18 protein-coding genes are annotated in these 21,879 nt (G+C 56.8%); 9 read left to right on the plus strand and 9 right to left on the minus strand.

All coding sequences use genetic code 11. The features are described from left to right. Positions 1–58: 58 nt before the first annotated feature. Positions 59–2,008: a glycoside hydrolase family 127 protein gene (locus ACOI7Z_RS13310; protein WP_048298561.1), complete on the minus strand. Its 1,950-nt coding sequence runs from the start codon at positions 2,006–2,008 to the stop codon at positions 59–61. A gap of 9 nt (positions 2,009–2,017) precedes the next feature. Then, a complete protein-coding gene (locus tag ACOI7Z_RS13315; protein ID WP_032454349.1) occupies positions 2,018–3,418 on the minus strand; it encodes an MFS transporter in 1,401 nt (466 codons plus the stop codon). 251 nt (positions 3,419–3,669) lie between these two features. Here ACOI7Z_RS13315 and ACOI7Z_RS13320 point away from each other — a divergent pair, with 251 nt between their 5' ends. Then, positions 3,670–4,485 carry an AraC family transcriptional regulator gene (locus ACOI7Z_RS13320; protein WP_032454348.1) on the plus strand — a complete coding sequence of 272 codons (816 nt, stop codon included), beginning with the start codon at positions 3,670–3,672 and terminating at the stop codon, positions 4,483–4,485. A gap of 110 nt (positions 4,486–4,595) precedes the next feature. Beyond that, positions 4,596–5,081, plus strand: a complete 486-nt coding sequence (locus tag ACOI7Z_RS13325) for a 4Fe-4S dicluster domain-containing protein (RefSeq protein ID WP_087848695.1) — start codon at positions 4,596–4,598, stop codon at positions 5,079–5,081. A 42-nt stretch (positions 5,082–5,123) separates the two neighbouring features. Here ACOI7Z_RS13325 and avtA read toward each other — a convergent pair whose 3' ends face one another. Both avtA and ACOI7Z_RS13335 read right to left on the minus strand, forming a co-directional pair. Then, positions 5,124–6,380, minus strand: a complete 1,257-nt coding sequence (gene avtA / locus ACOI7Z_RS13330; protein ID WP_023291339.1) for a valine--pyruvate transaminase — start codon at positions 6,378–6,380, stop codon at positions 5,124–5,126. A 167-nt stretch (positions 6,381–6,547) separates the two neighbouring features. After that, positions 6,548–8,581 (minus strand): alpha-amylase, encoded by a 2,034-nt coding sequence (locus tag ACOI7Z_RS13335; RefSeq protein ID WP_086076514.1) that lies wholly within the window; start codon positions 8,579–8,581, stop codon positions 6,548–6,550. A 313-nt stretch (positions 8,582–8,894) separates the two neighbouring features. Between ACOI7Z_RS13335 and ACOI7Z_RS13340 the strand changes: the two genes are divergently transcribed. Continuing rightward, positions 8,895–9,713: a protein bax gene (locus ACOI7Z_RS13340; protein WP_064757123.1), complete on the plus strand. Its 819-nt coding sequence runs from the start codon at positions 8,895–8,897 to the stop codon at positions 9,711–9,713. A gap of 61 nt (positions 9,714–9,774) precedes the next feature. Here the strand turns inward: ACOI7Z_RS13340 and xylR are convergent, their stop codons facing one another. The 4 genes from xylR to xylF all read right to left on the minus strand — a co-directional run bounded on the left by xylR (position 9,775) and on the right by xylF (position 14,947). Next, on the minus strand, positions 9,775–10,953 hold the full coding sequence (gene xylR, locus ACOI7Z_RS13345; protein WP_023291336.1) for a D-xylose utilization transcriptional activator XylR: 1,179 nt from the start codon (positions 10,951–10,953) through the stop codon (positions 9,775–9,777). A gap of 233 nt (positions 10,954–11,186) precedes the next feature. Continuing rightward, positions 11,187–12,368 carry a xylose ABC transporter permease XylH gene (xylH, locus tag ACOI7Z_RS13350; protein ID WP_017900029.1) on the minus strand — a complete coding sequence of 394 codons (1,182 nt, stop codon included), beginning with the start codon at positions 12,366–12,368 and terminating at the stop codon, positions 11,187–11,189. Then, positions 12,346–13,887 carry a xylose ABC transporter ATP-binding protein gene (locus ACOI7Z_RS13355; RefSeq protein WP_087848694.1) on the minus strand — a complete coding sequence of 514 codons (1,542 nt, stop codon included), beginning with the start codon at positions 13,885–13,887 and terminating at the stop codon, positions 12,346–12,348. The genes xylH and ACOI7Z_RS13355 overlap by 23 nt, the downstream gene beginning before the upstream one ends. Before the next feature lie 64 nt (positions 13,888–13,951). Further along, positions 13,952–14,947, minus strand: a complete 996-nt coding sequence (xylF, locus tag ACOI7Z_RS13360) for a D-xylose ABC transporter substrate-binding protein (protein ID WP_023291333.1) — start codon at positions 14,945–14,947, stop codon at positions 13,952–13,954. Between the two features lie 496 nt (positions 14,948–15,443). Between xylF and xylA the strand changes: the two genes are divergently transcribed. The 4 genes from xylA to yiaA all read left to right on the plus strand — a co-directional run bounded on the left by xylA (position 15,444) and on the right by yiaA (position 19,330). Further along, complete coding sequence (gene xylA, locus ACOI7Z_RS13365; protein ID WP_023291332.1) at positions 15,444–16,766, plus strand: xylose isomerase; 1,323 nt, start codon at positions 15,444–15,446, stop codon at positions 16,764–16,766. Positions 16,767–16,858: 92 nt separating this feature from the next. Continuing rightward, positions 16,859–18,313 (plus strand): xylulokinase, encoded by a 1,455-nt coding sequence (xylB, locus tag ACOI7Z_RS13370; RefSeq protein WP_004205018.1) that lies wholly within the window; start codon positions 16,859–16,861, stop codon positions 18,311–18,313. Between the two features lie 168 nt (positions 18,314–18,481). Next, positions 18,482–18,853 (plus strand): inner membrane protein YiaB, encoded by a 372-nt coding sequence (yiaB, locus tag ACOI7Z_RS13375; RefSeq protein WP_087848693.1) that lies wholly within the window; start codon positions 18,482–18,484, stop codon positions 18,851–18,853. A 33-nt stretch (positions 18,854–18,886) separates the two neighbouring features. Further along, complete coding sequence (gene yiaA / locus ACOI7Z_RS13380) at positions 18,887–19,330, plus strand: inner membrane protein YiaA (protein WP_085551483.1); 444 nt, start codon at positions 18,887–18,889, stop codon at positions 19,328–19,330. Between the two features lie 27 nt (positions 19,331–19,357). Here yiaA and ACOI7Z_RS13385 read toward each other — a convergent pair whose 3' ends face one another. After that, positions 19,358–20,353 carry an acyltransferase gene (locus ACOI7Z_RS13385; RefSeq protein ID WP_087848692.1) on the minus strand — a complete coding sequence of 332 codons (996 nt, stop codon included), beginning with the start codon at positions 20,351–20,353 and terminating at the stop codon, positions 19,358–19,360. A gap of 179 nt (positions 20,354–20,532) precedes the next feature. Here ACOI7Z_RS13385 and ACOI7Z_RS13390 point away from each other — a divergent pair, with 179 nt between their 5' ends. Then, positions 20,533–20,832: a YsaB family lipoprotein gene (locus ACOI7Z_RS13390; protein WP_072096573.1), complete on the plus strand. Its 300-nt coding sequence runs from the start codon at positions 20,533–20,535 to the stop codon at positions 20,830–20,832. A 127-nt stretch (positions 20,833–20,959) separates the two neighbouring features. Further along, entirely contained in the window at positions 20,960–21,871 is a 912-nt protein-coding gene (gene glyQ / locus ACOI7Z_RS13395; protein WP_023291326.1) for a glycine--tRNA ligase subunit alpha, read from the plus strand. Positions 21,872–21,879: the final 8 nt, after the last annotated feature.

Raw genomic sequence — 21,879 nt, forward strand, 5'->3', positions numbered from 1 at the left:
CCCCGGCGGACAGCGAACGGTGTGTTGCCGGGGAAGAGGGGTCGCGTTGTGCCTGGCCTTATTCGGCTTCCCGAACCCAGATACGCATTTCGCCTTCTCCGCGGTTTGCCCAGCTAAACCAGGGAATAAAGGTCAACGTCTGTGAATGGGGGGTGGCCAGAGGGTGATCGTAGCTCCACAGCTTCTGCGCATCGGCGTTTTCTGCATGTTTTCTGTAGCCTGGGGCCTGAATCAACATTTTGTGAGCAAACAGCCCCTTTCCTTCAAACACCGTGAACCTGGCATCGCGTGGCAGCAGTAGGTTATGCAGCGCCTCACCGTTATCAGCTTGTTCAAGACAATAAACCAGTGGACCGCGTTGCAGCGCCACCTGGCCTGCCTGGTGGCGAACCAGCGGATTACCATATACCCGGCGAACCGGCATCGGCAACGTTAGCATCAGGGTGTCGCCTTCCTGCCAGAGATGTTGGATATGCAGATAGCCCTGGCGTATATCCTGCGTGACCGGCGCGCCGTTCAGGGTGAGCTGTGCCCCCTCGCACCAGTCCGGGAGACGCAGCGCCAGCGTATGGTTCAATGCTGACGGAGACTCGATGACAATTTTGACCTGTTCCTGCCAGGGATAGTCACCGCTGATACGCAGACGTAACGTCTTTTCTCCTACCGGGATCTCAGCCTGATTACCGACGTAGAGATTGATATACAACGCCTCTTCGCGTGGCGTATAGATATAATGTCCCAGCGAGGTCAGGAGACGAGCGATATTCGGTGGGCAACAGGCACAGCCGAACCAGCGCTGACGAACAGGCTTAACATGGTCATAAATATGATTGAATTTTAAAGCCTTGGGCTGCACTTCCAGTGGGTTGACGTAGAAGAAATGTTTACCGTCCAGCGCCATACCGCCCAGAACGGTATTGTAAAGCGCGCGCTCCATCACATCAGCATATTGGCTGTCGGCTTCCAGTTCCAGCATGCGGCGCGCGAACATCATCAGCCCGATAGAGGCGCAGCTTTCCGCATAAACGGTATCATTCGGCAGATCGTAATCGCTGCTGAAGGCTTCCCCGCTGCTCTGTGAGCCAATGCCGCCCGTAATATACAACTGACGCTGGACCATGTTTTTCCATAACCGCAGGCAGTCCTGGCGTTTGCCTTCGTTCTTGCTCAGGCGTGCAAGGTGCGCTACGCCGGCCATTAAATAAACAAAGCGAACCGCGTGACCCACAGCGGTGGTCTGTTCGGCAAGCGGCAAATGCGCCTGGCTGTAGGGTTTATCCATCACCATCCACGCCGGCCCATAGGTATTCCAGAAGGAAGTTTTGCCGCGTTTTTCATATTCGATGTCATAGAAATGCGGCTGTGTCCCACGCTGTTCAACGAAGTAATTAGCCAGCGCCATATAGCGTGGTTCCTGAGTCACATCGTACAAACGCATTAACGCCAGCTCTATTTCAGGGTGTCCCGGGTAGCCGTGCAGCTGATTGCCGTCCGGACCAAAGACGCTGTCGATATGATCGGCGAGGCGACATACCACCTCCAGCAGGCGGCGTTTACTGGTTGCCTGGAAGAATGCCACCCCAGCCTCAATCAAGTGACCGGCACAGTACAATTCATGGCATTCGGCGAGATTGGTCCAGCGTTCCCCGGGCGCTTTCACCGTAAAATAGGTGTTCAGATAACCATCTTCACATTGCGCGGCGGCAATCAGCTCAATCACCTCGTCGGCGGTTTTTTCCAGTTCCGCATCTGGCTTCTGACACAATGACCAGGCGACTGCCTCCAGCCATTTCGCCACATCGCTGTCCTGGAACACCATTCCGTAGAATTCCCCTGCCTGCTGACCTGCGGCGATACGGAAGTTTTCTATCGCATGGCTGGGTTCAGCCTCGGCGATCCGGTCATTGAGGGCATCCCACTGATAGGGAATGACGACATCACGCACCAGTTGCTGATACTGACCCAGAAACGGATCGTTAACTTTCAGTTTGTGCAGATCGACTTCCATGATTTCTCCTTAAGACTGAATGTGACGTGCGCGCAGATCGGTTGCAATGCGCGACATCATGGGATTGTTGAGCTTACAGGCGCGGATAGCGAAGGCCAGCAACAGATGGAACAGCGCGGGCAGCAGGGTTTCCATCGCCGTGATCCCCGATAGTGAGGATGGAGTCTGGTTGCTGGCGCCGGGTTGATAAGCAACGTAGATAAATACCAGGCTGATAATGCCCGCACTGGAGGCCCATGCCAGCTTGATAAAGAACAGGTTGAAAGCAAAGTTCATCCCTGACGAACGGACACCCGTCTTCCATTCACCATAATCATCAGAGAAGGCCATCAACGAAAAATGCAGCGGTAGGGTAAAGCCCAGGATGATGCCATTGCCGAGAATGACCGCCAGCCATAGCGTTTGCCAGGACGGACCGGTTGGCAGGAACCACATCCCCACCGCCAGTAAGGCCAATACCAGATTGGTGTAGTAATAGAGCTTGACGGTATCAACGTGGCGCGACAGCCAATTGACGATCGCGGCGCCCAGAATCGAGGAAAAGGTGACCATGGTGAAAAACAGCGATGTATAGCCAGTAGAGCCGCCCAGTACATAGGTAATAAAGTACATGTAGCCGCCACCGCGAATGTTAAACACGTTGATCAACAGGAATGACATCGCCAGCATGAGTAACAACTGATCGTTTTTACGCAGACCGGCGATATGTTCGCGCAGGGTGAATTTGCCGAGCATCTCCAGGGAAACACGCTCACGTACCCAGAAAAAGCAGCACAAAAACATCACCGCCGCGATGGCGCAGAGTACGCCGACACCATACTGATAACCCTGGGCGGTATTCCCCTGACCGAGCGCTTTAACCAACCACGGCAGGCCCACGGAGACCAGGAATCCTGCCACGCCGCACAGTACAAAGCGCCATGCCTGGCAGGATATCACCTCGCTATGGCGAGTGGTCATCGTATTAATGAGCGCGCAGTAGGGGACGTTAATCGCGGTATAGCTGACTGAAAGCAGCAGGTAAGTGCCGAAGGCCCAGGCGATTTTTACCCCCATGCCGGCATCCGGCACGGTAAAGGTCAGCACCCCGATCGCTGCAATAGGAACCGCAATCCATAGCTGCCAGGGGCGAAAACGTCCCCATCGGCTTTGGGTCCGATCGGCGAGGACGCCCATGATCGGATCGGAAATAGCATCAAACACGCGCAGCGCAAGGAACAGAGTACCGACCAGCGCCGGGGTGAGCCCAAAGACGTCAGTATAGAAAAAAGTGAGAAAGTTCATGATCAGGCAGGTGATGACCGTTCCACCGGCGTCGCCCAGACCATAGCCTATTTTTTCACGGAGAGATAATTTGGCGTCCTGCACGTGCTTCGTGAGGTCGCTTGTCGTAATCGGAGCCGTAGTCATAAATAACTCCCGAAGATGATGTTCAGAATTATTCCGCTGTCTGACCGGCGGACATTTTTTGTCTTTTGCAAATACATTAATTATTTTGCACCGAATAAACGAGGCAACAAGGGAAGGGAAAAGTATAAAAAGAGGACGATTCCGACTTCGTCATAAAAGTGTGATTCCGATCCGGAAAGGCGTTAATTTATGATTAATAATCAGTTGGAAAGAGATTTTTTATCGTTTCGTTAGCGGAAAATTAAATATATATGCTTGAATTATCCATGCCTCTCCCGATTCGCGTACAAAATGGCGGCTTATTTATTTCCCGTGGCGTCGGCAGTCATCCGGCGCGTAAACTGCAGTCCTGGGAAATTATTTTTGTCGAAAAGGGGACGTTAACGATTTGCGAGGAGGGTGAAATATTTAACGTTAATGCAGGGGAGAGTTTACTGCTGTGGCCAGAACGTTCTCATGTTGGGGTGGGGGAATTTCCCGCCGACCTGAAATTTTATTGGCTGCATTTTGAAGTATTAACGGACAATGTCCGGTCTCTGCCGCCTGCGCTGCTTAACGTTCCGCAACATACCCGCGTCAGCGATCCACAATACATTATTTCGCTGTTTCGCCAGTTTCTTCGTGAACAGGAGAATATTCACCGCAGCCTGGCGCTGGAGCTCCTGTTATTGCTGATACTGCAGCAGATTGCCGCGGCGGCAAGCGAAAAACCGGACGACAGTCCCGGCGCTGCGCTGGCCTGGAAAGCGCAGCAGATCATCCATACTCGTTACCACTTGCCTGTTTCAGCATCGACGCTGGCGAAAGAGCTGCACTGTAATGCGGACTATTTAGGACGCGTCTATCGTCACGTTTTTCGCGTGACGTTGACCGAAGCGCTGCATCGTCAGCGGGTCAGAGCGGCGGAAAAGCTATTGATCAGTGATTCACTGTCGTTGACCGAAGTCGCGAGCCAGTGCGGCTTTAATGACGTCGGTTATTTTCGCAAGATCTTTCGCAAGCACACCAGCCTCACGCCTGCAGCCTGGAAGCGCCGCTACTGTAAGGAGCACATTAATTCAGCGTAATGAAAAATCACTTGTGCTAGTGACTAAAAACAGCGCTGATTCCATTCAGGATCAAAGCGCGGGCAGGGATTATTCTGGCACCCTGCGGTTTTATCCCCAGGGAGCAGAGGATGAACCGGTTTCTTATTGCCAATGCCCAGCAGTGTATTGGCTGTCGTACCTGTGAAGTGGCCTGCGCGGTGGCGCACCAGCAGGCGCAGGATCTCTCCATGCTGTCGACAGGCCATTTCACGCCGCGTATCCGGGTGGTGAAAAGCGGCGAGATATCAACGGCGACGGCCTGTCGGCAGTGCGAGGATGCGCCTTGCGCCAGCGTCTGCCCGCAGGGGGCGATTCGTCGGGAGGAGGACGTCTGGTGGGTCGATCAGCGCCGCTGCATCGGCTGTAAAAGCTGCATGGTCGCCTGCCCGTACGGCGCAATGACCGTCACGGTGGTGAACCAGCAGGCGCAGGCGCTGAAATGCGATTTATGCCACCACCGCGCCGAAGGGCCGGCCTGCGTAGCCGCCTGCCCGACGCAGGCGCTGCGGGTGATGGCTCCCGCGGAGCTGGAGGCGCTATGCGCGCAAAAACGCCAGCTGCTGGCACTGGCGTGAGCGGGTCCGCTAACGGGCGTTTCCCGTCAGCGGCGTCAGGGATTAGGCTTCCTGTTCGCGCCAGGCGAATTCAACCTCTTCGGCGAGAATTTTCACCCCGGCCTCGATTTTTTGCGGGTCCGGCACATAGTTCATGCGCATGCACTGGTGGGTATGCGGCCACGGTTTATCGAGTCCCGGGAAGAAGAAATCCCCCGGCACCATCAGCACGCCGCGCTTTTTCAGCCGCTGATACAGCAGCTCGGTGGAGATCGGCAGATCCTTAAACCACAGCCAGAGGAAGATCGCCCCCTCCGGTTTGTGAATAAGGCAGCGCTCCTCCGGCAGATAGCGGCGAATAATGGCGATGGTCTCCTGCACCCGCTGGTAATAGAAGGGTTTGATCACTGTCTCTGACAGGCGCAGCAGATCCTGACGTTTAATCATTTCACACATCATTGCCGGCCCGATACCGCCGGGCGCGAGGCTGATAATGCCGTTCATGTTGCTGATGGCGGTGATGATTTTCTCGTTGGCGATGATAATCCCGCAGCGGCTGCCCGGCAGGCCCAGCTTGGACAGGCTCATACACAGCACGATGTTCGGATTCCACAGCGGTCGGGCGTCGCTGAAAATAATGCCCGGGAACGGCACGCCGTAGGCGTTATCAATCACCAGCGGGACCCCATGCTGATTCGCCAGCGCATCCAGTTTGATCAGCTCTTCATCAGTGATGACGTTGCCGGTCGGGTTGGTGGGACGCGAGACGCAGATCATCCCGGTCTCTTCCGTCACCTGCAGATGCTCAAAATCAACGTGGTACTTGAACTGGCCTTCCGGCAGCAGTTCGATATTCGGCCGGGTGGCAACGAACAGATCCTCTTCCAGGCCGGCATCGGCATAGCCGATATATTCCGGCGTCAGCGGGAACAGCACCTTACGGGTGGTGCCATCTGCCCGACGGCCTGCGAACAGATTAAACAAGTAGAAAAATGCGCTCTGACTGCCGTTTGTTAGCGCAATATTCTGTGGTTCGATCTCCCAGCCCAGCTCGTCGCGCAGCATCTTCGCCAGCAGGCTCAGCAGCTCGCTTTTGCCCTGCGGACCATCATAATTACAAAGCGCATCAAGGGCTTTGCCATTATCCAGCATGTCGGAGAGCAGCTGCTGGAAGTAGTCATTCATCTCCGGGATCTGAGCGGGGTTGCCGCCGCCCAGCATAATAGCGCCCGGCGTGCGCAGACCGTCATTAAGGTCTTCCATCAGGCGGGTAATGCCTGAATGACGGGTGAATTTGTCGCCGAAAAGGGAAAATGTCATCGCGAATCGTCTGTCGGTGGTTCTGGAAAGTGGCTAACCATAACGCCAGCGCCAGCGAGGTGCAAATCGAAGGGAAGGGGAGTGTTTTTGTTTTTATCCTGTGAATCGATATTTTATCAGCGTATTGTTCTGACTGGCTCCCCGCCGGGCAGGGAGCCACTCCTGCTTTACTGCTGTTGTCCGGCCCAGATGACCATCACTTTGTCTTCACCGCTCTCGCGCACGAATCCGTAACCCCGCGGCATCGACAGCGTTGTCTGTTTGCCCATGCCGATCGCCGGATGGCGCGCGCGGAACTGGCCGATCTTCTGCCAGTGGGTAACGCTGCGGGCTGCTTTACCGTTGACATCCTGCCAGTTCATCTCTGAACGGGTGCCCTGCAGCGGGTCCGAGCCGGTGGGGCCGAACGGGCGCGACGACTCGTCACCATAGAAGATCTGCACGGCGCCAGGGGCCAGCAGCAGCAGCTCTGCCGCCGTGGTGCCGCCTTCGCGGAACAGGCGCGTATCGTGCGAGGAGAGGTAGCTCAGGACGTTAAAGCTCTGCAGCTTGTCCGCCATTTGCTGCCAGGTGAGGTCAATGTTGGCCATGCAGTTAGCCGCTTTCGCCGCCTGGTCCTGGTAGTCGAAATTGATCATCGCATCAAAACCGTGGCGATAGTAATCGCTCTCCATCACCCCGTGTCCCCAGGCTTCGCCGGTCATCCAGAACGGCGCCGCATCCAGCGCTTTATCCGGATTGGCTTTCTTCCACTCCGCCAGCGCGGCGGTGGCCTGGGTTTTTAACTGCTGCCAGGCGTCCATCTCCACATGTTTAGCGGTATCGACGCGGAAGCCGTCGATGCCGTAGTCGCGCACCCACTGGCTCAGCCAGTGCGTCAGGTAGTCGCGCGGCGTATAGCCCGGGATCGCTTTCGCCGCAGTGTCCGGTTTATGGCTGTAGAAGTTCGGCAGGCCCGACGCCTCCTTCGATTCGGTTTTCAGATCCGGCAGGAAGGCCAGCGACATGGTGAGATCGTCATAGCCCGGGTTGTCGTAATCGCCGATATCGGTGCGGATCCACTTCTTGCCCCACCATTTCTCCCACCCGGCTTTATCGCTGAAGTTGATATAGTCGTTAAAGCTGTGCCAGGTCTGGCCCGCGCCGGGCTTCCAGTCCGTCCAGCGCTCGCCGAGGGTTTTTTTCAGCTCATCCCCTTGCAGATACAGAGAGCCGAACTGGAACTCCTGCATGTCGGCCAGGGTGGCGTAACCGGTATGGTTCATCACCACGTCGAACAGAATACGTATTCCGCGCTTATGCGCTTCATCCACCAGCCGACGGAGATCGGCTTCGGTCCCCATATTGGCGTCCAGTTTCGACCAGTCCTGGGTGTAATAGCCGTGGTAAGCGTAGTGAGGGAAATCGCCTTTCGTCCCGCCGCCGACCCAGCCGTGGATCTGCTCGAGCGGGGAGCTGATCCACAGGGCATTGACCCCCATCTGCTGCAGATAATCCAGCTTGCTGGTTAATCCCTGCAGGTCGCCGCCGTGGAAGGTGCCTATCTCCTGCATGCCGTCTTTATGTCGGCCGTAGCTATTGTCGTTGGCCGGATTACCGTTCACGAAGCGGTCGGTCAGGACGAAGTAGACGGTGGCGTTGTGCCAGTCGAACGGCGCCGGCGCGGCCGTCTCGGCGCGCTCGAGCAGCAGCAGACCATTGCTGCCGAAGGCGGGCTGCAGCGTGATTTTGCCGCCGCTGACGGTCGCGACATTGCCGCTGTAGAAATCGCGAACCTTGCTGCCCTCCGGGAAGGTTTTACTGACGTCGAGGGTGAGAGGTTTTCCATCCCACTTCGGACACTGGCGGATCTGCGGCGCCGCGGCGCTGGCCTCTTTTTCTTCCAGCGAAATCATCATCGTCGGCGTGCCGGAGCGGGTATCCACTTCCAGGGTATACAGACCCTGGCGGAAGACGCGCCATTGCGGCGGCGTGCCGCGACAGGGTTCCATGGAGAGCATCTGGTTGAGCTTAATGCCGCCGGAAGGCTGCCAGCACTGTTGGTCAAAATTTAGCTGCAGGGGACGTGTACCCTTCTCAACCACTTTCTGGCTGATGAAGCGACCCGTCCCCTCTTCGGTAAAAGCAGGGAAGTCGGCGGTAGTCCAGGCGGCAAAGGCCATCCCAGGCACGAATAACGTGGCAAGCGCAGCGAGTTTCATTGCGGGATCCTTGAGCGGTTTTTAGCTAGTGTGCCTTGTTGCCGCGCGAGTGAACTCCTCCCGGCGGACGTTTTGCCAGGAGGATGAAAAGGGGTGAGTGACACCGCTCAAAAAATAGGCTAAAAATGAGACGAAGCTAGCATTTTCGCGCTAGCGATGCGGCGCAGAAACCGATTTCAGATGACAGCAATTCGGAATTGGACTATTTCTGTTGATGCTCTCAGTGCGTATTTTTGATACTATTAGCGATTCAGCTATCGTTTTTTTGTGAAAAACAAGGTGTTGGAATGCATATATCCGACCAGGAGACCTGATGATATCGAATCCCATACGACGATATGGGGCCGCCATACTTATGTTACTAACCTGCGTCTTTTCAGGTAGTGTGTTGGCAACAACGCACACAGCAACAAAGAGTCATAAAGCCCCAACGGTTAAGAAGATAAGTAGTACTAAGGTAAGCAGTAAACAAGAGTATTCTCGCAATAGTGTAAAGAGCAGTTCACTTCCTGACTTGCGAAAATACCCTTCCGGAACACCAAGGAAAAAAGCGTTTCTCCGGACGGTCATGCCTTATATTACCAAGCAGAATCAGGCGATTACTGCGGATCGTAACTGGCTTGTTTCCAAGCAGTACGATGCTCGCTGGTCGCCGAGCGAAAAGGCGCGCCTGAAAGACATCGCGACACGTTATAAGGTGAAGTGGTCAGGCAATACGCGTCATGTGCCCTGGAACGCGCTGCTTGAGCGTGTCGACATTATTCCGAACAGCATGGTCGCGACCATGGCGGCGGCGGAAAGTGGCTGGGGTACTTCCAAGCTGGCGCGTGAGAACAACAATCTGTTCGGCATGAAGTGCGGCGCTGGTCGCTGCCGCGGCGCGATGAAAGGCTACTCGCAGTTTGAGTCGGTGGAGCAGTCGGTGCAGGCTTACGTCACAAACCTGAACACTCACCCGGCCTATTCCTCTTTCCGCAAATCGCGCCTGCAGCTGCGCAAGGCGGATCAGGAAGTAACGGCCAGCACCATGATTCATAAGCTGAAGGGGTATTCGACCAGAGGGTCGAGCTACAACAACTATCTCTTCGCGATGTATCAGGATAACCAGCGGTTAATTGCCGCGCACATGTAATGTGCTTATCTACGTGATTATTCATGCCCGGCGCGCAAACCCGGGCATTTTTCTTTGCTCTCTACATCATGACTTCACTGTGCCGGTCACGGTACTCCTTCGGCGTCACGTCGTACTCTTTCTTAAACACCGAATAGAAATATTGCAGCGACGGGTAGCCGCACATTTGTGAAATTTCATTGATCGACAGGCTGGTGGATACCAGCAGGCTGCGCGCCTTTTCCAGTTTCTCGCTGTGGATCACCGTGTGGATGGTCTCCCCGACCTCCTCTTTAAAGCGTTTCTCCAGGTTGGAGCGTGAAATGCCGACGGCGTCGAGCACCTGCTCCACCTTGATGCCTTTGCAGGCATTGTTGCGAATGTAATGCATCGCCTGAATCACGGAGGGATCGTTTAACGACCGGTAGTCGGTGGAACGTCGTTCAACGACGCGCATCGGCGGGATCAGCTGGCGCTGCAGCGGGAGCGCCTCGTTATTCAGCAGCCGGTGGAGCAATTTTGCCGCCTGATAACCCATCTGGCGGGTGCCCTGGGCGACGGAGGAGAGGGCGACGCGCGAGAGGTAGCGGGTCAGCTCCTCATTATCGATGCCAATAACACACAGTTTCTCTGGCACCGGGATATGCAGCAGCTCGCAGGCCTGCAGGACGTGGCGGGCGCGCGCGTCGGTTACGGCGATAATGCCGGTTTGCGGCGGCAGCGTTTGCAGCCAGTCGGCGAGCCGGTTTTGCGCGTGCTGCCAGTTTTCCGGCGCCGTCTCCAGCCCCTGGTAGACCACGCCGCGGTACTTCTCCTTCGCCACCAGCTGGCAGAAGGCATACTCGCGCTCTACCGCCCAACGTTTACCGCTGGAGGTGGGCAGTCCGTAAAACGCGAAGCGGTGTACCCCTTTTTCCTTCAGATGAAGAAAGGCGCTTTCCACCAGCGCGGTGTTGTCCGTGGCGATATAGTGGACCGGCGGGTACTGCTCTGGCTGATGATAAGAGCCGCCGACGCCGACGATGGGGACGTTGACATCGGCCAGTAGCTTTTCGATTTCGGGATCGTCATAGTCGGCGATAACGCCATCGCCTAACCACTCTTTGATGTTTTCGATTCGTGCCCGAAAATCCTCTTCAATAAAGATATCCCACTCCAGCTGAGAGGCCTGCAGATACTCGCCGACACCCTCAACCACCTGGCGGTCATAAGCTTTGTTGGCGTTAAATAACAGCGTAATACGGTGACGCTTTTCAAACATAGATGATGTTCCTGCTCTAACCCCGGTCATACCCCTTCATTCATGATGTTGCCGATGGCCTGGCTTTCTCATTCACCCCAGCCACGTACGCGATACGCGGCTGGGATGCGCCGTCTGCAACCCGAATGCTGTTGGGTATACACTACCGGCTAATGCCCGAGATATTTCAAGCGCCTTATGGCGAAGTTTGGTGGTAGCGCAAAGAATTCAGACATTCTTCAGAGAGCGCTTCCTTACGCGCGCCGCTTGGTGGCGGAGTCCATCCACACCGCCAGCAGCAAAATGGCGCCTTTGACGATATATTGCCAGAAGGTGGCGACGTCCATCATGCTCATGCCGTTATCCAGGGCCGACATAATAAACGCCCCCATTACCGCCCCGGCGACACTGCCGATACCGCCCGCCAGGCTGGTACCGCCGATGACGCAGGCGGCGATGGCGTCCAGTTCGGCGATGTTGCCCGCCGAGGGGGAGCCCGCGCCAAGGCGCGAGCTGAGGATCAGTCCGGCAATGGCGACCATCAGGCCGTTAATGGCAAACACCGCCAGCTTGGTACGCTCGACGTTAATCCCGGACAGACGTGCCGCCTCCAGGTTGCCGCCGATGGCGTAGATGCGGCGGCCAAAGGCGGTGCGAGTGGCCATGAACAGGCCTGCCAGCAGCAGGGCGGCGAGGATCAGTACCGGCGTCGGCACGCCGCGATAGTCATTGAGCAGCCAGATTGCGCCCAGCACAATCACCGCGGTAATGGCCTGGCGGCCAACGGCCGCGGTGGAGGACGCGGTCGCCAGACCTAACGCCTGACGGCGCATCCGTCCGCGCCACTGCCAGATAATGAACGCCGCCATGCCGACAACGCCGATGCCAAAGCCAATGCCATCTGGCAGGTAGCTTTGGCCGATCTGCGCCATCGCCGGGCTGGTGGGCGAGACGGTGGTCCCGTTGGTGATGCCGATCAAAATGCCGCGAAACGCCAGCATCCCGGCGAGGGTGACGATAAACGAGGGGACCTTGCGATAGGCCACCCACCATCCGTTCCATGCGCCGAGCAGCAGCCCCATCACCAGCGTCACCAGAATGGTGAGCGGCAGCGGCCAGCCGAGCCAGACGTCAAAGATCGCCGCGGCGCCGCCCAACAGCCCCATCATCGAGCCGACGGAGAGGTCGATTTCTGCCGAAATAATCACAAACACCATGCCGACGGCGAGGATGCCGGTGATGGCCGTCTGGCGCAGCAGGTTGGAGATATTGCGCGCGCTCAGGTAGGCGCCATCGGTAACCCAGGTGAAAAACAGCATAATGACGACGATCGCGGCGATCATCACGAAGACCTGGAGGTTCAGCCCCTTCAGCGCCGGCAGGGCGGTGGGGGCGGTTGGGGTAAGTTTGATTTCAGACGACGTGTTCTTCGACATGGCGTTCGCTCCTCAGCGCGGCTTCCATCACCTGTTCCTGGGTCAGATGTTGATTAACCAAATTGGCTTTTAGCCTGCCTTCGTGCATGACCAGCACCCGATCGCTAAGACCAAGCACCTCGGGCAGTTCGGATGAAATGACAATGACCGCGATGCCCTGCTGCACCAGCTGGTTAATCAGTTTATAAATTTCATACTTCGCCCCGATATCGATGCCGCGGGTGGGTTCGTCGAGGATCAGAATGCGTGGATTCAGCAGCAGACAGCGGGCCAGAATCGCCTTTTGCTGGTTGCCGCCGCTCAGGCGGCCAATCGCCAGCTCCGGAGAGGAGGTTTTAACTTTCAATCGCTGAATGGACTGCTCAATACAGTGCTGCTCGGCGGCGTCGTCCAGGCTGCTCATCGCGCCGGTGAACTGGCTGAGCGCCGCCAGGGTAATGTTCTTACCCACCGCCATCACCGGCACGATGCCGTCTTTTTTGCGGTCTTCCGGCACCATGGCGATGCCGTGGCCAATGGCCTGCTGACAGTTAGTGATGCTGACCGGCTGGCCATCAATGAAGATCTCCCCCTGCCAGCGCCCCGGCCAGACGCCGAACAGGCACTGCACCGCCTCGGTCCGTCCGGCGCCGACCAGCCCGGCGATGCCGAGGATCTCCCCGCGATGCAGGGAAAACGAGACGTCGTTGACCCGTTTAATATGATGGTTTACCGGGTGCCAGGCGGTTAAATGTTCGACCCGCAGGATCTCTTCGCCGTGGGCGTGCGGTTCGCTGGGATAGAGCGCGGTGAGCTCCCGGCCAACCATCATGGTGATGATGTCGTCTTCGCTCATGCCGCTGGCGTCGCGGGTGCCGATATGCTGGCCGTCGCGGATCACGCAGATCGTATCGGAGATCGCTTTGACCTCACTGAGCTTGTGCGAAATATAGATGCAGGCGATATCGTGGTTTTGCAGATCGCGAACGATCGCCAGCAGCGTCGCGGTCTCTTGTTCGGTTAAGGAGGCGGTTGGTTCGTCGAGGATCAGCAGGCGCACCTGTTTATTCAGCGCCTTGGCGATCTCCACCAGCTGCTGCTGACCGAGGCCGAGGTCGCCGACGCGGGTGTCGGGCGAAATGGGCAGATTGACCTGCGCCAGCAGCTTCTGGCAGCGCAGCGTCATGGTTTCATAATCCAGCAGGCCGTGGCGGGATATTTCGGCGCCGAGGAAAATGTTCTCCAGCACGGTGAGATGTTTCACCAGCGCCAGCTCCTGATGAATAATGGCGATGCCTTTGCGTTCGGTATCGCGAATATGGTTTGCCTGCAGCGTTTCGCCGGCAAAAATAATCTCGCCCTCATAGCTTCCGTGCGGATAGATACCGCACAGCACCTTCATCAGCGTCGATTTTCCCGAACCATTTTCACCGCATAACGAGACCACCTCGCCAGCGTTCAGGCGCAGGCTGACATTATCCACGGCCTTAACGGCGCCGAAGGTTTTGGTGATGTTCTTCATTTCGAGTAGCCAGGCCATAAAGACTCCGCAAAAGTGATATCCGGCGGGATGAAAATGACGCCCCGTAGCGGGGCGTCAGCCATTACAGTTCACTCTTTTTATGGAAACCGTCTTTTATCACCGTGGCGTCGATATTCTCTTTATTCACTTCAATTGGCGTTAACAGGCGTGAAGGGACATCTTTTAAGCCGTTATTCAGCGTGGTGTCAGACTTCGGCTGCTTATCGTTGCCCAGCTCAACGGCGATTTCGGCGGCGTTGGTGGCCAGGGTGGTAATCGGTTTATAGACGGTCATCGTCTGGGTACCGGAAATAATGCGCTTCACGCCCGCCAGGTCAGCATCCTGACCGGAGATCGCCACTTTGCCTGCCAGCCCCTGGGCGGTTAAGGCCTGGATGGCGCCGCCGGCGGTTGCGTCATTGGAGGCCACCACGGCATCGATTTTGTTATTATTCGCCGTCAGCGCGTTTTCCATTATTTTCAGCGCGTTTTCCGGCAGCCAGCCGTCAACCCACTGATCGCCGACAATCTTAATTTTGCCCTCATCGACATACGGCTTGAGGATCTTCATCTGGCCGGCGCGGAACAGCTTGGCGTTATTATCCACCGGCGAGCCGCCCATCAGAAAATAATTACCCTGCGGCACTTTGTCGACCAGGCTTTGCGCCTGCATTTCGCCGACTTTTTCATTGTCGAAAGAAATATAGAAATCAATATCGGCATTATTAATCATGCGATCATAGGCCAGCACTTTAATACCTTCCTGCTTAGCCTCTTTAATAACGTTACTGAGCACCTGACCGTTATAAGGAATAATGACTAAGACATCGACGCCGCGGTTGATCATGTTTTCAATTTGCGACATCTGCGTTTCTTCATTGCCATTGGCGGACTGGACAAAAACTTTGGCGCCTAAGGATTCCGCTTTATTGACGAAAATATCGCGGTCTTTCTGCCAGCGTTCCAGACGCAGATCGTCGATGGCCATGCCAATCTTCACTTCTTTCGCCATCCCCGCCATGCTGGCGAGCAGGAGGGAGCTGGCGCAAAGCGTAAGGCAAAGGTTCTTTATCTTCATAATAACGATACCTTTTTTGTAAGGGTAGGTAAGACGAACGGAAAAATAATGTTTGATACATGAGGTTGCGGATACGTTACAGATTCTTAACGCGGAAAGCAGGGCTGGCAATTACCGGTTCTTATTTTGCAGTTATGAAATTTCGTTTAATGCGCAAATTATGACGGCGATCGTATTTTATTCATGCACACTCTTATTATTGCACTGGACCTCTCTGACAGGACGGCAGAAGAACGCGCCGATATTATTTTTTGCGAGCTGGCGCACGTTTGTGGATTCTCTCAATGGCGGTGTGAAATAACGTAATTGAGGAAAATGAAAGCGAAATTCTATATTGGCTTAAACCCGTCATACTTCAAGTTGTAGGTGTGTTGGTGACATTCGTTGCTTCGCCCCCTGGTTATCGGGGACTCGCGCTCCTGCCGCCTTCCTGCAACTCGAATTATTTAGGGTACCTGATTGGTTATTCGCCGCATCTCTGAATATGGAGTTCTCTATGCAGACCTATTTCGATCAACTCGATCGCGTTCGTTACGAAGGCCCGAAATCCGCTAACCCGCTGGCTTTCCGTCATTACAACCCGGATGAACTGGTGCTGGGCAAACGGATGGAAGATCATCTGCGTTTTGCGGCCTGTTACTGGCACACCTTCTGCTGGAATGGCGCCGATATGTTTGGCGTGGGCTCCTTCGACCGCCCATGGCAGCAGCCTGGCGACGCCCTGGAGATGGCCAAACGCAAAGCCGATGTGGCGTTCGAATTTTTCCATAAACTCAACGTGCCTTACTACTGCTTCCACGACGTTGACGTCTCGCCGGAAGGGAGTTCGCTCAAGGAGTACAGCAATAACTTCGCCCGGATGGTCGAGGTGCTGGCGGAGAAGCAGCAGCAGAGCGGCGTCAAGCTCCTGTGGGGGACCGCAAACTGCTTCACCAACCCGCGCTACGGCGCCGGCGCGGCCACCAACCCGGACCCGGAAGTGTTTAGCTGGGCGGCCACCCAGGTGGTTACCGCCATGAATGCCACCCATCAACTGGGCGGCGAAAACTATGTCCTGTGGGGCGGTCGCGAGGGCTATGAAACCCTGCTGAATACCGACCTGCGCCAGGAGCGTGAACAGATTGGCCGCTTTATGCAGCTGGTGGTGGAGCATAAGCACAAAATCGGCTTTAAAGGCACGCTGCTGATCGAGCCCAAACCGCAGGAGCCTACCAAGCATCAGTATGATTATGACGCCTCTACCGTGTACGGCTTCCTCAAGCAGTTTGGTCTGGAAAAAGAGATTAAACTGAACATTGAAGCCAACCATGCGACCCTTGCCGGCCACTCGTTCCATCATGAGATCGCGACGGCCATCGCGCTGGGGCTGTTCGGTTCCGTCGACGCCAACCGCGGCGATCCGCAGCTGGGCTGGGATACCGACCAGTTCCCGAACAGCGTCGAAGAGAATGCGCTGGTGATGTATGAAATTCTCAAAGCGGGCGGCTTCACCACCGGCGGCCTCAATTTTGATGCGAAAGTGCGCCGTCAGAGCACCGACAAATACGATCTGTTCTACGGCCATATCGGCGCGATGGATACCATGGCGCTGTCGCTGAAGGTCGCGGCGCGGATGATCGAAGACGGTGAGCTGGATAAACGCGTGGCCAAACGCTACGCCGGCTGGAACGGCGAGCTGGGGCAGCAGATCCTTAACGGGCAGATGACCCTCAGCGACATTGCCCAGTACGCCGCTCAGCATCAGCTGGCGCCGCAGCATCGCAGCGGCCAGCAGGAACAACTGGAAAACCTGGTCAACCATTATCTGTTTGACAAGTAATCATGCGGCGGCGCCCGGCGTGACCGGGACCGCCACCAGGATGCTCTGTTCGCGCCACGCTCAGCCGTGGCGCGCGTTTAAGGAGAGGTAGTATGTATATCGGCATCGATCTGGGGACATCGGGCGTCAAAGCCATTCTGCTCAATGAGCAGGGTGATGTGGTGGCATCGCATACCGAAAAACTCACCGTCTCGCGTCCGCATCCGCTGTGGTCGGAACAAGATCCCGAGCAGTGGTGGCAGGCTACGGACACGGCGATGAAAGCCCTGGGCGCGCAGCATAGCCTGCGCGACGTGAAGGCGCTGGGGATCGCCGGGCAGATGCACGGCGCCACCCTGCTGGATAAATCGCTACAGGTGCTGCGTCCTGCCATTTTATGGAATGACGGCCGCTGCGGCGAAGAGTGCCAGCTGCTGGAGGAAAAAGTCAGCGCTTCCCGGCAGATCACCGGCAACCTGATGATGCCGGGCTTTACGGCGCCGAAGCTCTTGTGGGTGCAGCGCCACGAGGCGGCGGTGTTCAGCCAGGTCGATAAAGTGCTGTTGCCGAAGGATTATCTGCGTCTGCGGATGACCGGCGAGCTTGCCAGCGATATGTCTGACGCCGCCGGTACCCTGTGGATGGACGTCGCCCGACGCGACTGGAGCGATGAGATGCTCGCCGCCTGCGATCTCAGCCGGGACGCGATGCCGGCGCTGTTTGAAGGCAGCGACGTCACCGGGCAGCTGCGTCCGGAGGTGGCGCAGGCGTGGAATATGCCACAGGCGCTGGTGGTGGGGGGCGGCGGCGACAACGCCGCCGGCGCGGTCGGGGTCGGCATGGCCGATGCCGGTCAGGCGATGCTGTCGCTGGGCACTTCAGGTGTGTATTTCGCGGTCAGCGAAGGGTTCCTCAGCAAGCCTGAAAGCGCAGTGCATAGCTTTTGCCATGCGCTGCCGGGCCGCTGGCATCTGATGTCGGTGATGCTCAGCGCGGCCTCCTGTCTGGACTGGGCGGCGAAATTAACCGGTCTCGCCAGCGTGCCGGCGCTGATTGCGGCGGCGCAGTCAGCCGACGAGAGCGCTGGTCCGGTGTGGTTCCTGCCCTATCTGTCGGGCGAACGCACGCCGCACAACAACCCGCAGGCCAAGGGCGTCTTCTTCGGCTTGACGCATCAGCATGGGCCGGCGGAGCTGGCGCGGGCGGTGCTGGAGGGGGTGGGCTATGCGCTGGCGGACGGCATGGACGTGGTTCACGCCTGCGGCATCAAGCCGCAGAGCATCACCCTTATCGGCGGCGGGGCGCGTAGCGCTTACTGGCGACAAATGCTGGCGGATATCAGCGGCCAGCAGCTCGATTACCGTACCGGGGGCGACGTCGGTCCGGCGCTGGGGGCGGCCAGGCTGGCGCAGCTGGCGGTGCACGGCGAAGCCGACCGCGCCGGGCTGTTGACGCCGCTGCCGCTTGAGCAAGCGCATCGTCCGGACGATCGCCGAGTGGCCCACTATGCGCCACAGCGGGAAACCTTCCGCCAGATTTATCAGCAGCTGAAACCGCTGATGTCATAGCCTCAGTCCGTCCGGCAACGCCGGGCGGATTACTTCCCTGAATGTCCCGGCTACATCCATCCAAAAAAGCGTATTTGTTTATTCCGAAATCTCCGTTTGGCCGTGCGTAACCTGAGGCATCGCCGGGGGAGTCGGTCATAATCAGCCCCTGTCGACCAGGGAGGTGAGATGAACACAAAACGCAATATTGCCAGGGTGATGATGGCAGCAGGATCGCTGGTTTATCTGCTCGGTATCTGGCGAACCTGCCCGTTGTTTAGCGGTAAAGGTTATTTTCTCGGCGTACTGGTGATGGGGATGTTTGCCGTCCTCGCCCATCAGCGCGCCAGACGGTGGCAGGAACAGGACGACGGTTTTATTGCCTTATGCCGGCTGGTGCTGCTGCTATCGGTCGGCCTGCTGCTGGTAGGCGCCTGGTATGTGCCGGCAGACTGGCATGAAAAAGCCGTCTATATCGCGGCATGGTTTGTCTGCTTATATGGCGCATCGGCAAACCCCGAACGGATCCGCGTCGCCTGCGCGATGCAAAAAACGGAATAAGCGCCACCCGTGGGCGCGTAAGAGGTAAAAGTAATGGAAAACAAGCACGCGACGTATTCTCCGGCCTTTCATTTAATCTCCTGGATTGCCCTGATCGGCGGCATCGCCACCTATCTGGTCGGCCTGTGGAATGCGGACATGCAGTTGAATGAAAAAGGTTATTATTTTGCTGTCCTGGTGCTGGGGCTGTTTGCCGCAGCGTCTTATCAGAAGACGGTGCGCGATAAATATGAAGCCATTCCGACCACCGCGCTGTACTACACCACCTGTCTGGTGGCCTTCGTCATCGCCGTTGGCCTGCTGGTTATCGGGTTGTGGAATGCCAGTCTGCTGCTCAGCGAGAAAGGGTTCTATGGACTGGCGTACTTTTTGAGCCTGTTTGGCGCCGTTGCGGTGCAGAAAAACGTGCGTGATGCCTGGGACCCGACCCGTGCAAGAGAGCCTCTCAGCGTGCCGGAAGAGGGGCCTGAACTGTGAGTCGGGCCCGCTCTCGGCGGCAGGTCGTTAACTGACCAGCCGCCGGCTATCAACCCGCTGCACCAGGCCGGACAGCAGCAGGCTGCCGAGCAGGGCGGCGCTGAAAATCCACACAATATCCAGCAGCGGCCAGCGGCTCAGTTCCAGATGGCTGGCGCGCAGCGCATGCACAATCAGGGCATGGAAGCCGTAAATTCCCAGAGAATGACGTGCAATACATTCGATACCGGGCAGGGGACGCGCGTTCAGCCAGTTTTTGGCGAGCGTCAGCAGGGCGACCGCGCAAACGAACACCGCCGGCCCGCAGTAGAGATACCAGGTGTCGCCGAAGTCCCCGCGCCAGCGTAGCTCATGCAGCGTGCCGCGGGAGATGACCCACACGGCGGCGAGGAACAGCGCGGCGCAGAGCGGGGGCAGCCATTTTTTATCGGTATCCAGGGTGCCAATGGCCCTGCCCAGCACGCCGTAGAGCACGTAATAAAAGGTGTCGCCATTGATATAGAGGTTGACCGGCAGCCACTCAATCCCGGCGGCTTTGACGCCAACCATGTTGGGGTTGGCCAGAATGCCGAGGATCGCCATCAGCGCCAGCAGCATTTTGCCGTTGACGGATTTAACCTGAATAAGCGGCGAGAGCAGATAGATAACGGCGATAGCAAAGAAAAACCACAGGTGGTAGAAGACGGGCTTCTGCAGCAAATTCTTTAACGACAGCCCGACGTTAATATGGGTAAACAGCGCGATATACAGCAGAGACAGCGCGCTATAGAACGCAATGCACAGGCCAATCCGCCAGAAATGGCGCGGCTGGGCGCTGCGTTCCCCAAAAAACAGATACCCCGAGATCATAAAAAACAGCGGCACGCTGACGCGGGAGGCGGAATTGAGCAGATTGGCGATATCCCATTGCAGCAGGGTAATCGTATGCGGATGAGTGATATACCAGCTGGTACTATGGATCATCACCACCATCATGCAGGCAATGCCGCGCAGGTTGGTGATCCAGTGTATCTTTTCTTGCATCAGTCCCTCAAAGTCTACTGGCGATATAAGGTCTGACCCGCCTTATGCCCCGGTGTCGCACGAGATTAGTCTGAGTTTTTGATCACAGACTTGTCGCTGTTTCATGATATTCGCAAAATACCTGTAATACTGGATCTTTGCGATAACAACTTGCTGACAAGGCGGTGGAGGAGAACGTGGTGAAAGGTGTCGTTTCCATAATGCTGGCGCTGCTCCTTGCGGGCTGCAGCGAGACCGTTTCCCCGCCGGCGCAAAAGGCGCAGCGCGCGCATATTACACCGCAAACTACGCTCAATATGGCGCAGCTTTGCAAGGATCAGGCCGCTATCCGCTATAACACGCAAACGCAGTTAGTTGACGTGAACCATCTTGAACAATTCCAGGCGAGCTATGAGCTGTCGGGTCGTACCGGCAAGAATGAACGTTTCATCTGTTCCTTTGACCCCGACGGCCAGTTTATGCATCTTTCGATGCGCTGAATCGACCCCGCCTGGCGTAAATTTCGTCCGTTTTCCTGAAACTACGCCGTTTCGTACTGTATATCTCGCAGCCAGCGGGTATACTGACTCCTTCCTTTAAATCCACACGTATCCAGCACGAAATCATATGCAAAAGTTTGATACCAGGACCTTCCAGGGCCTGATCCTGACCTTACAGGATTACTGGGCTCGTCAGGGCTGCACCATTGTTCAACCACTGGACATGGAAGTCGGCGCCGGCACCTCTCACCCGATGACCTGCCTGCGCGCGTTAGGGCCGGAGCCGATGGCGACCGCCTACGTACAGCCTTCCCGTCGTCCAACCGATGGCCGCTATGGCGAAAACCCGAACCGTTTACAGCATTACTATCAGTTCCAGGTGGTGATTAAGCCTTCTCCGGACAACATCCAGGAGCTGTACCTCGGGTCGCTGAAAGAGCTGGGTATGGACCCGACCATTCACGACATTCGCTTCGTCGAAGACAACTGGGAAAACCCGACACTGGGGGCCTGGGGTCTGGGTTGGGAAGTGTGGCTCAACGGCATGGAAGTGACGCAGTTCACCTACTTCCAGCAGGTGGGCGGCCTGGAGTGTAAGCCGGTTACCGGCGAGATCACCTACGGTCTGGAGCGTCTGGCGATGTACATCCAGGGCGTCGACAGCGTCTACGACCTGGTCTGGAGCGATGGCCCGCTGGGTAAAACCACTTACGGCGACGTGTTCCACCAGAACGAAGTGGAGCAGTCCACCTATAACTTCGAATACGCCGACGTCGATTTCCTCTTCTCCTGCTTCGAGCAGTATGAGAAAGAGGCCCAGCATCTGCTGGCGCTGGAGACCCCGCTGCCGCTGCCGGCCTACGAGCGTATTCTGAAAGCGGCTCACAGCTTCAACCTGCTGGATGCGCGTAAAGCCATCTCCGTCACCGAGCGTCAGCGCTATATCCTGCGCATTCGCACCCTGACGAAAGCAGTGGCGGAAGCGTACTACGCTTCCCGTGAAGCGCTCGGCTTCCCGATGTGCAACAAGAATAAATAAGAGGCGGC

Origin of the sequence: Klebsiella sp. C283, assembly GCF_048822555.1 — a bacterium.
In the GTDB taxonomy this organism is placed as follows: domain Bacteria; phylum Pseudomonadota; class Gammaproteobacteria; order Enterobacterales; family Enterobacteriaceae; genus Klebsiella; species Klebsiella quasipneumoniae.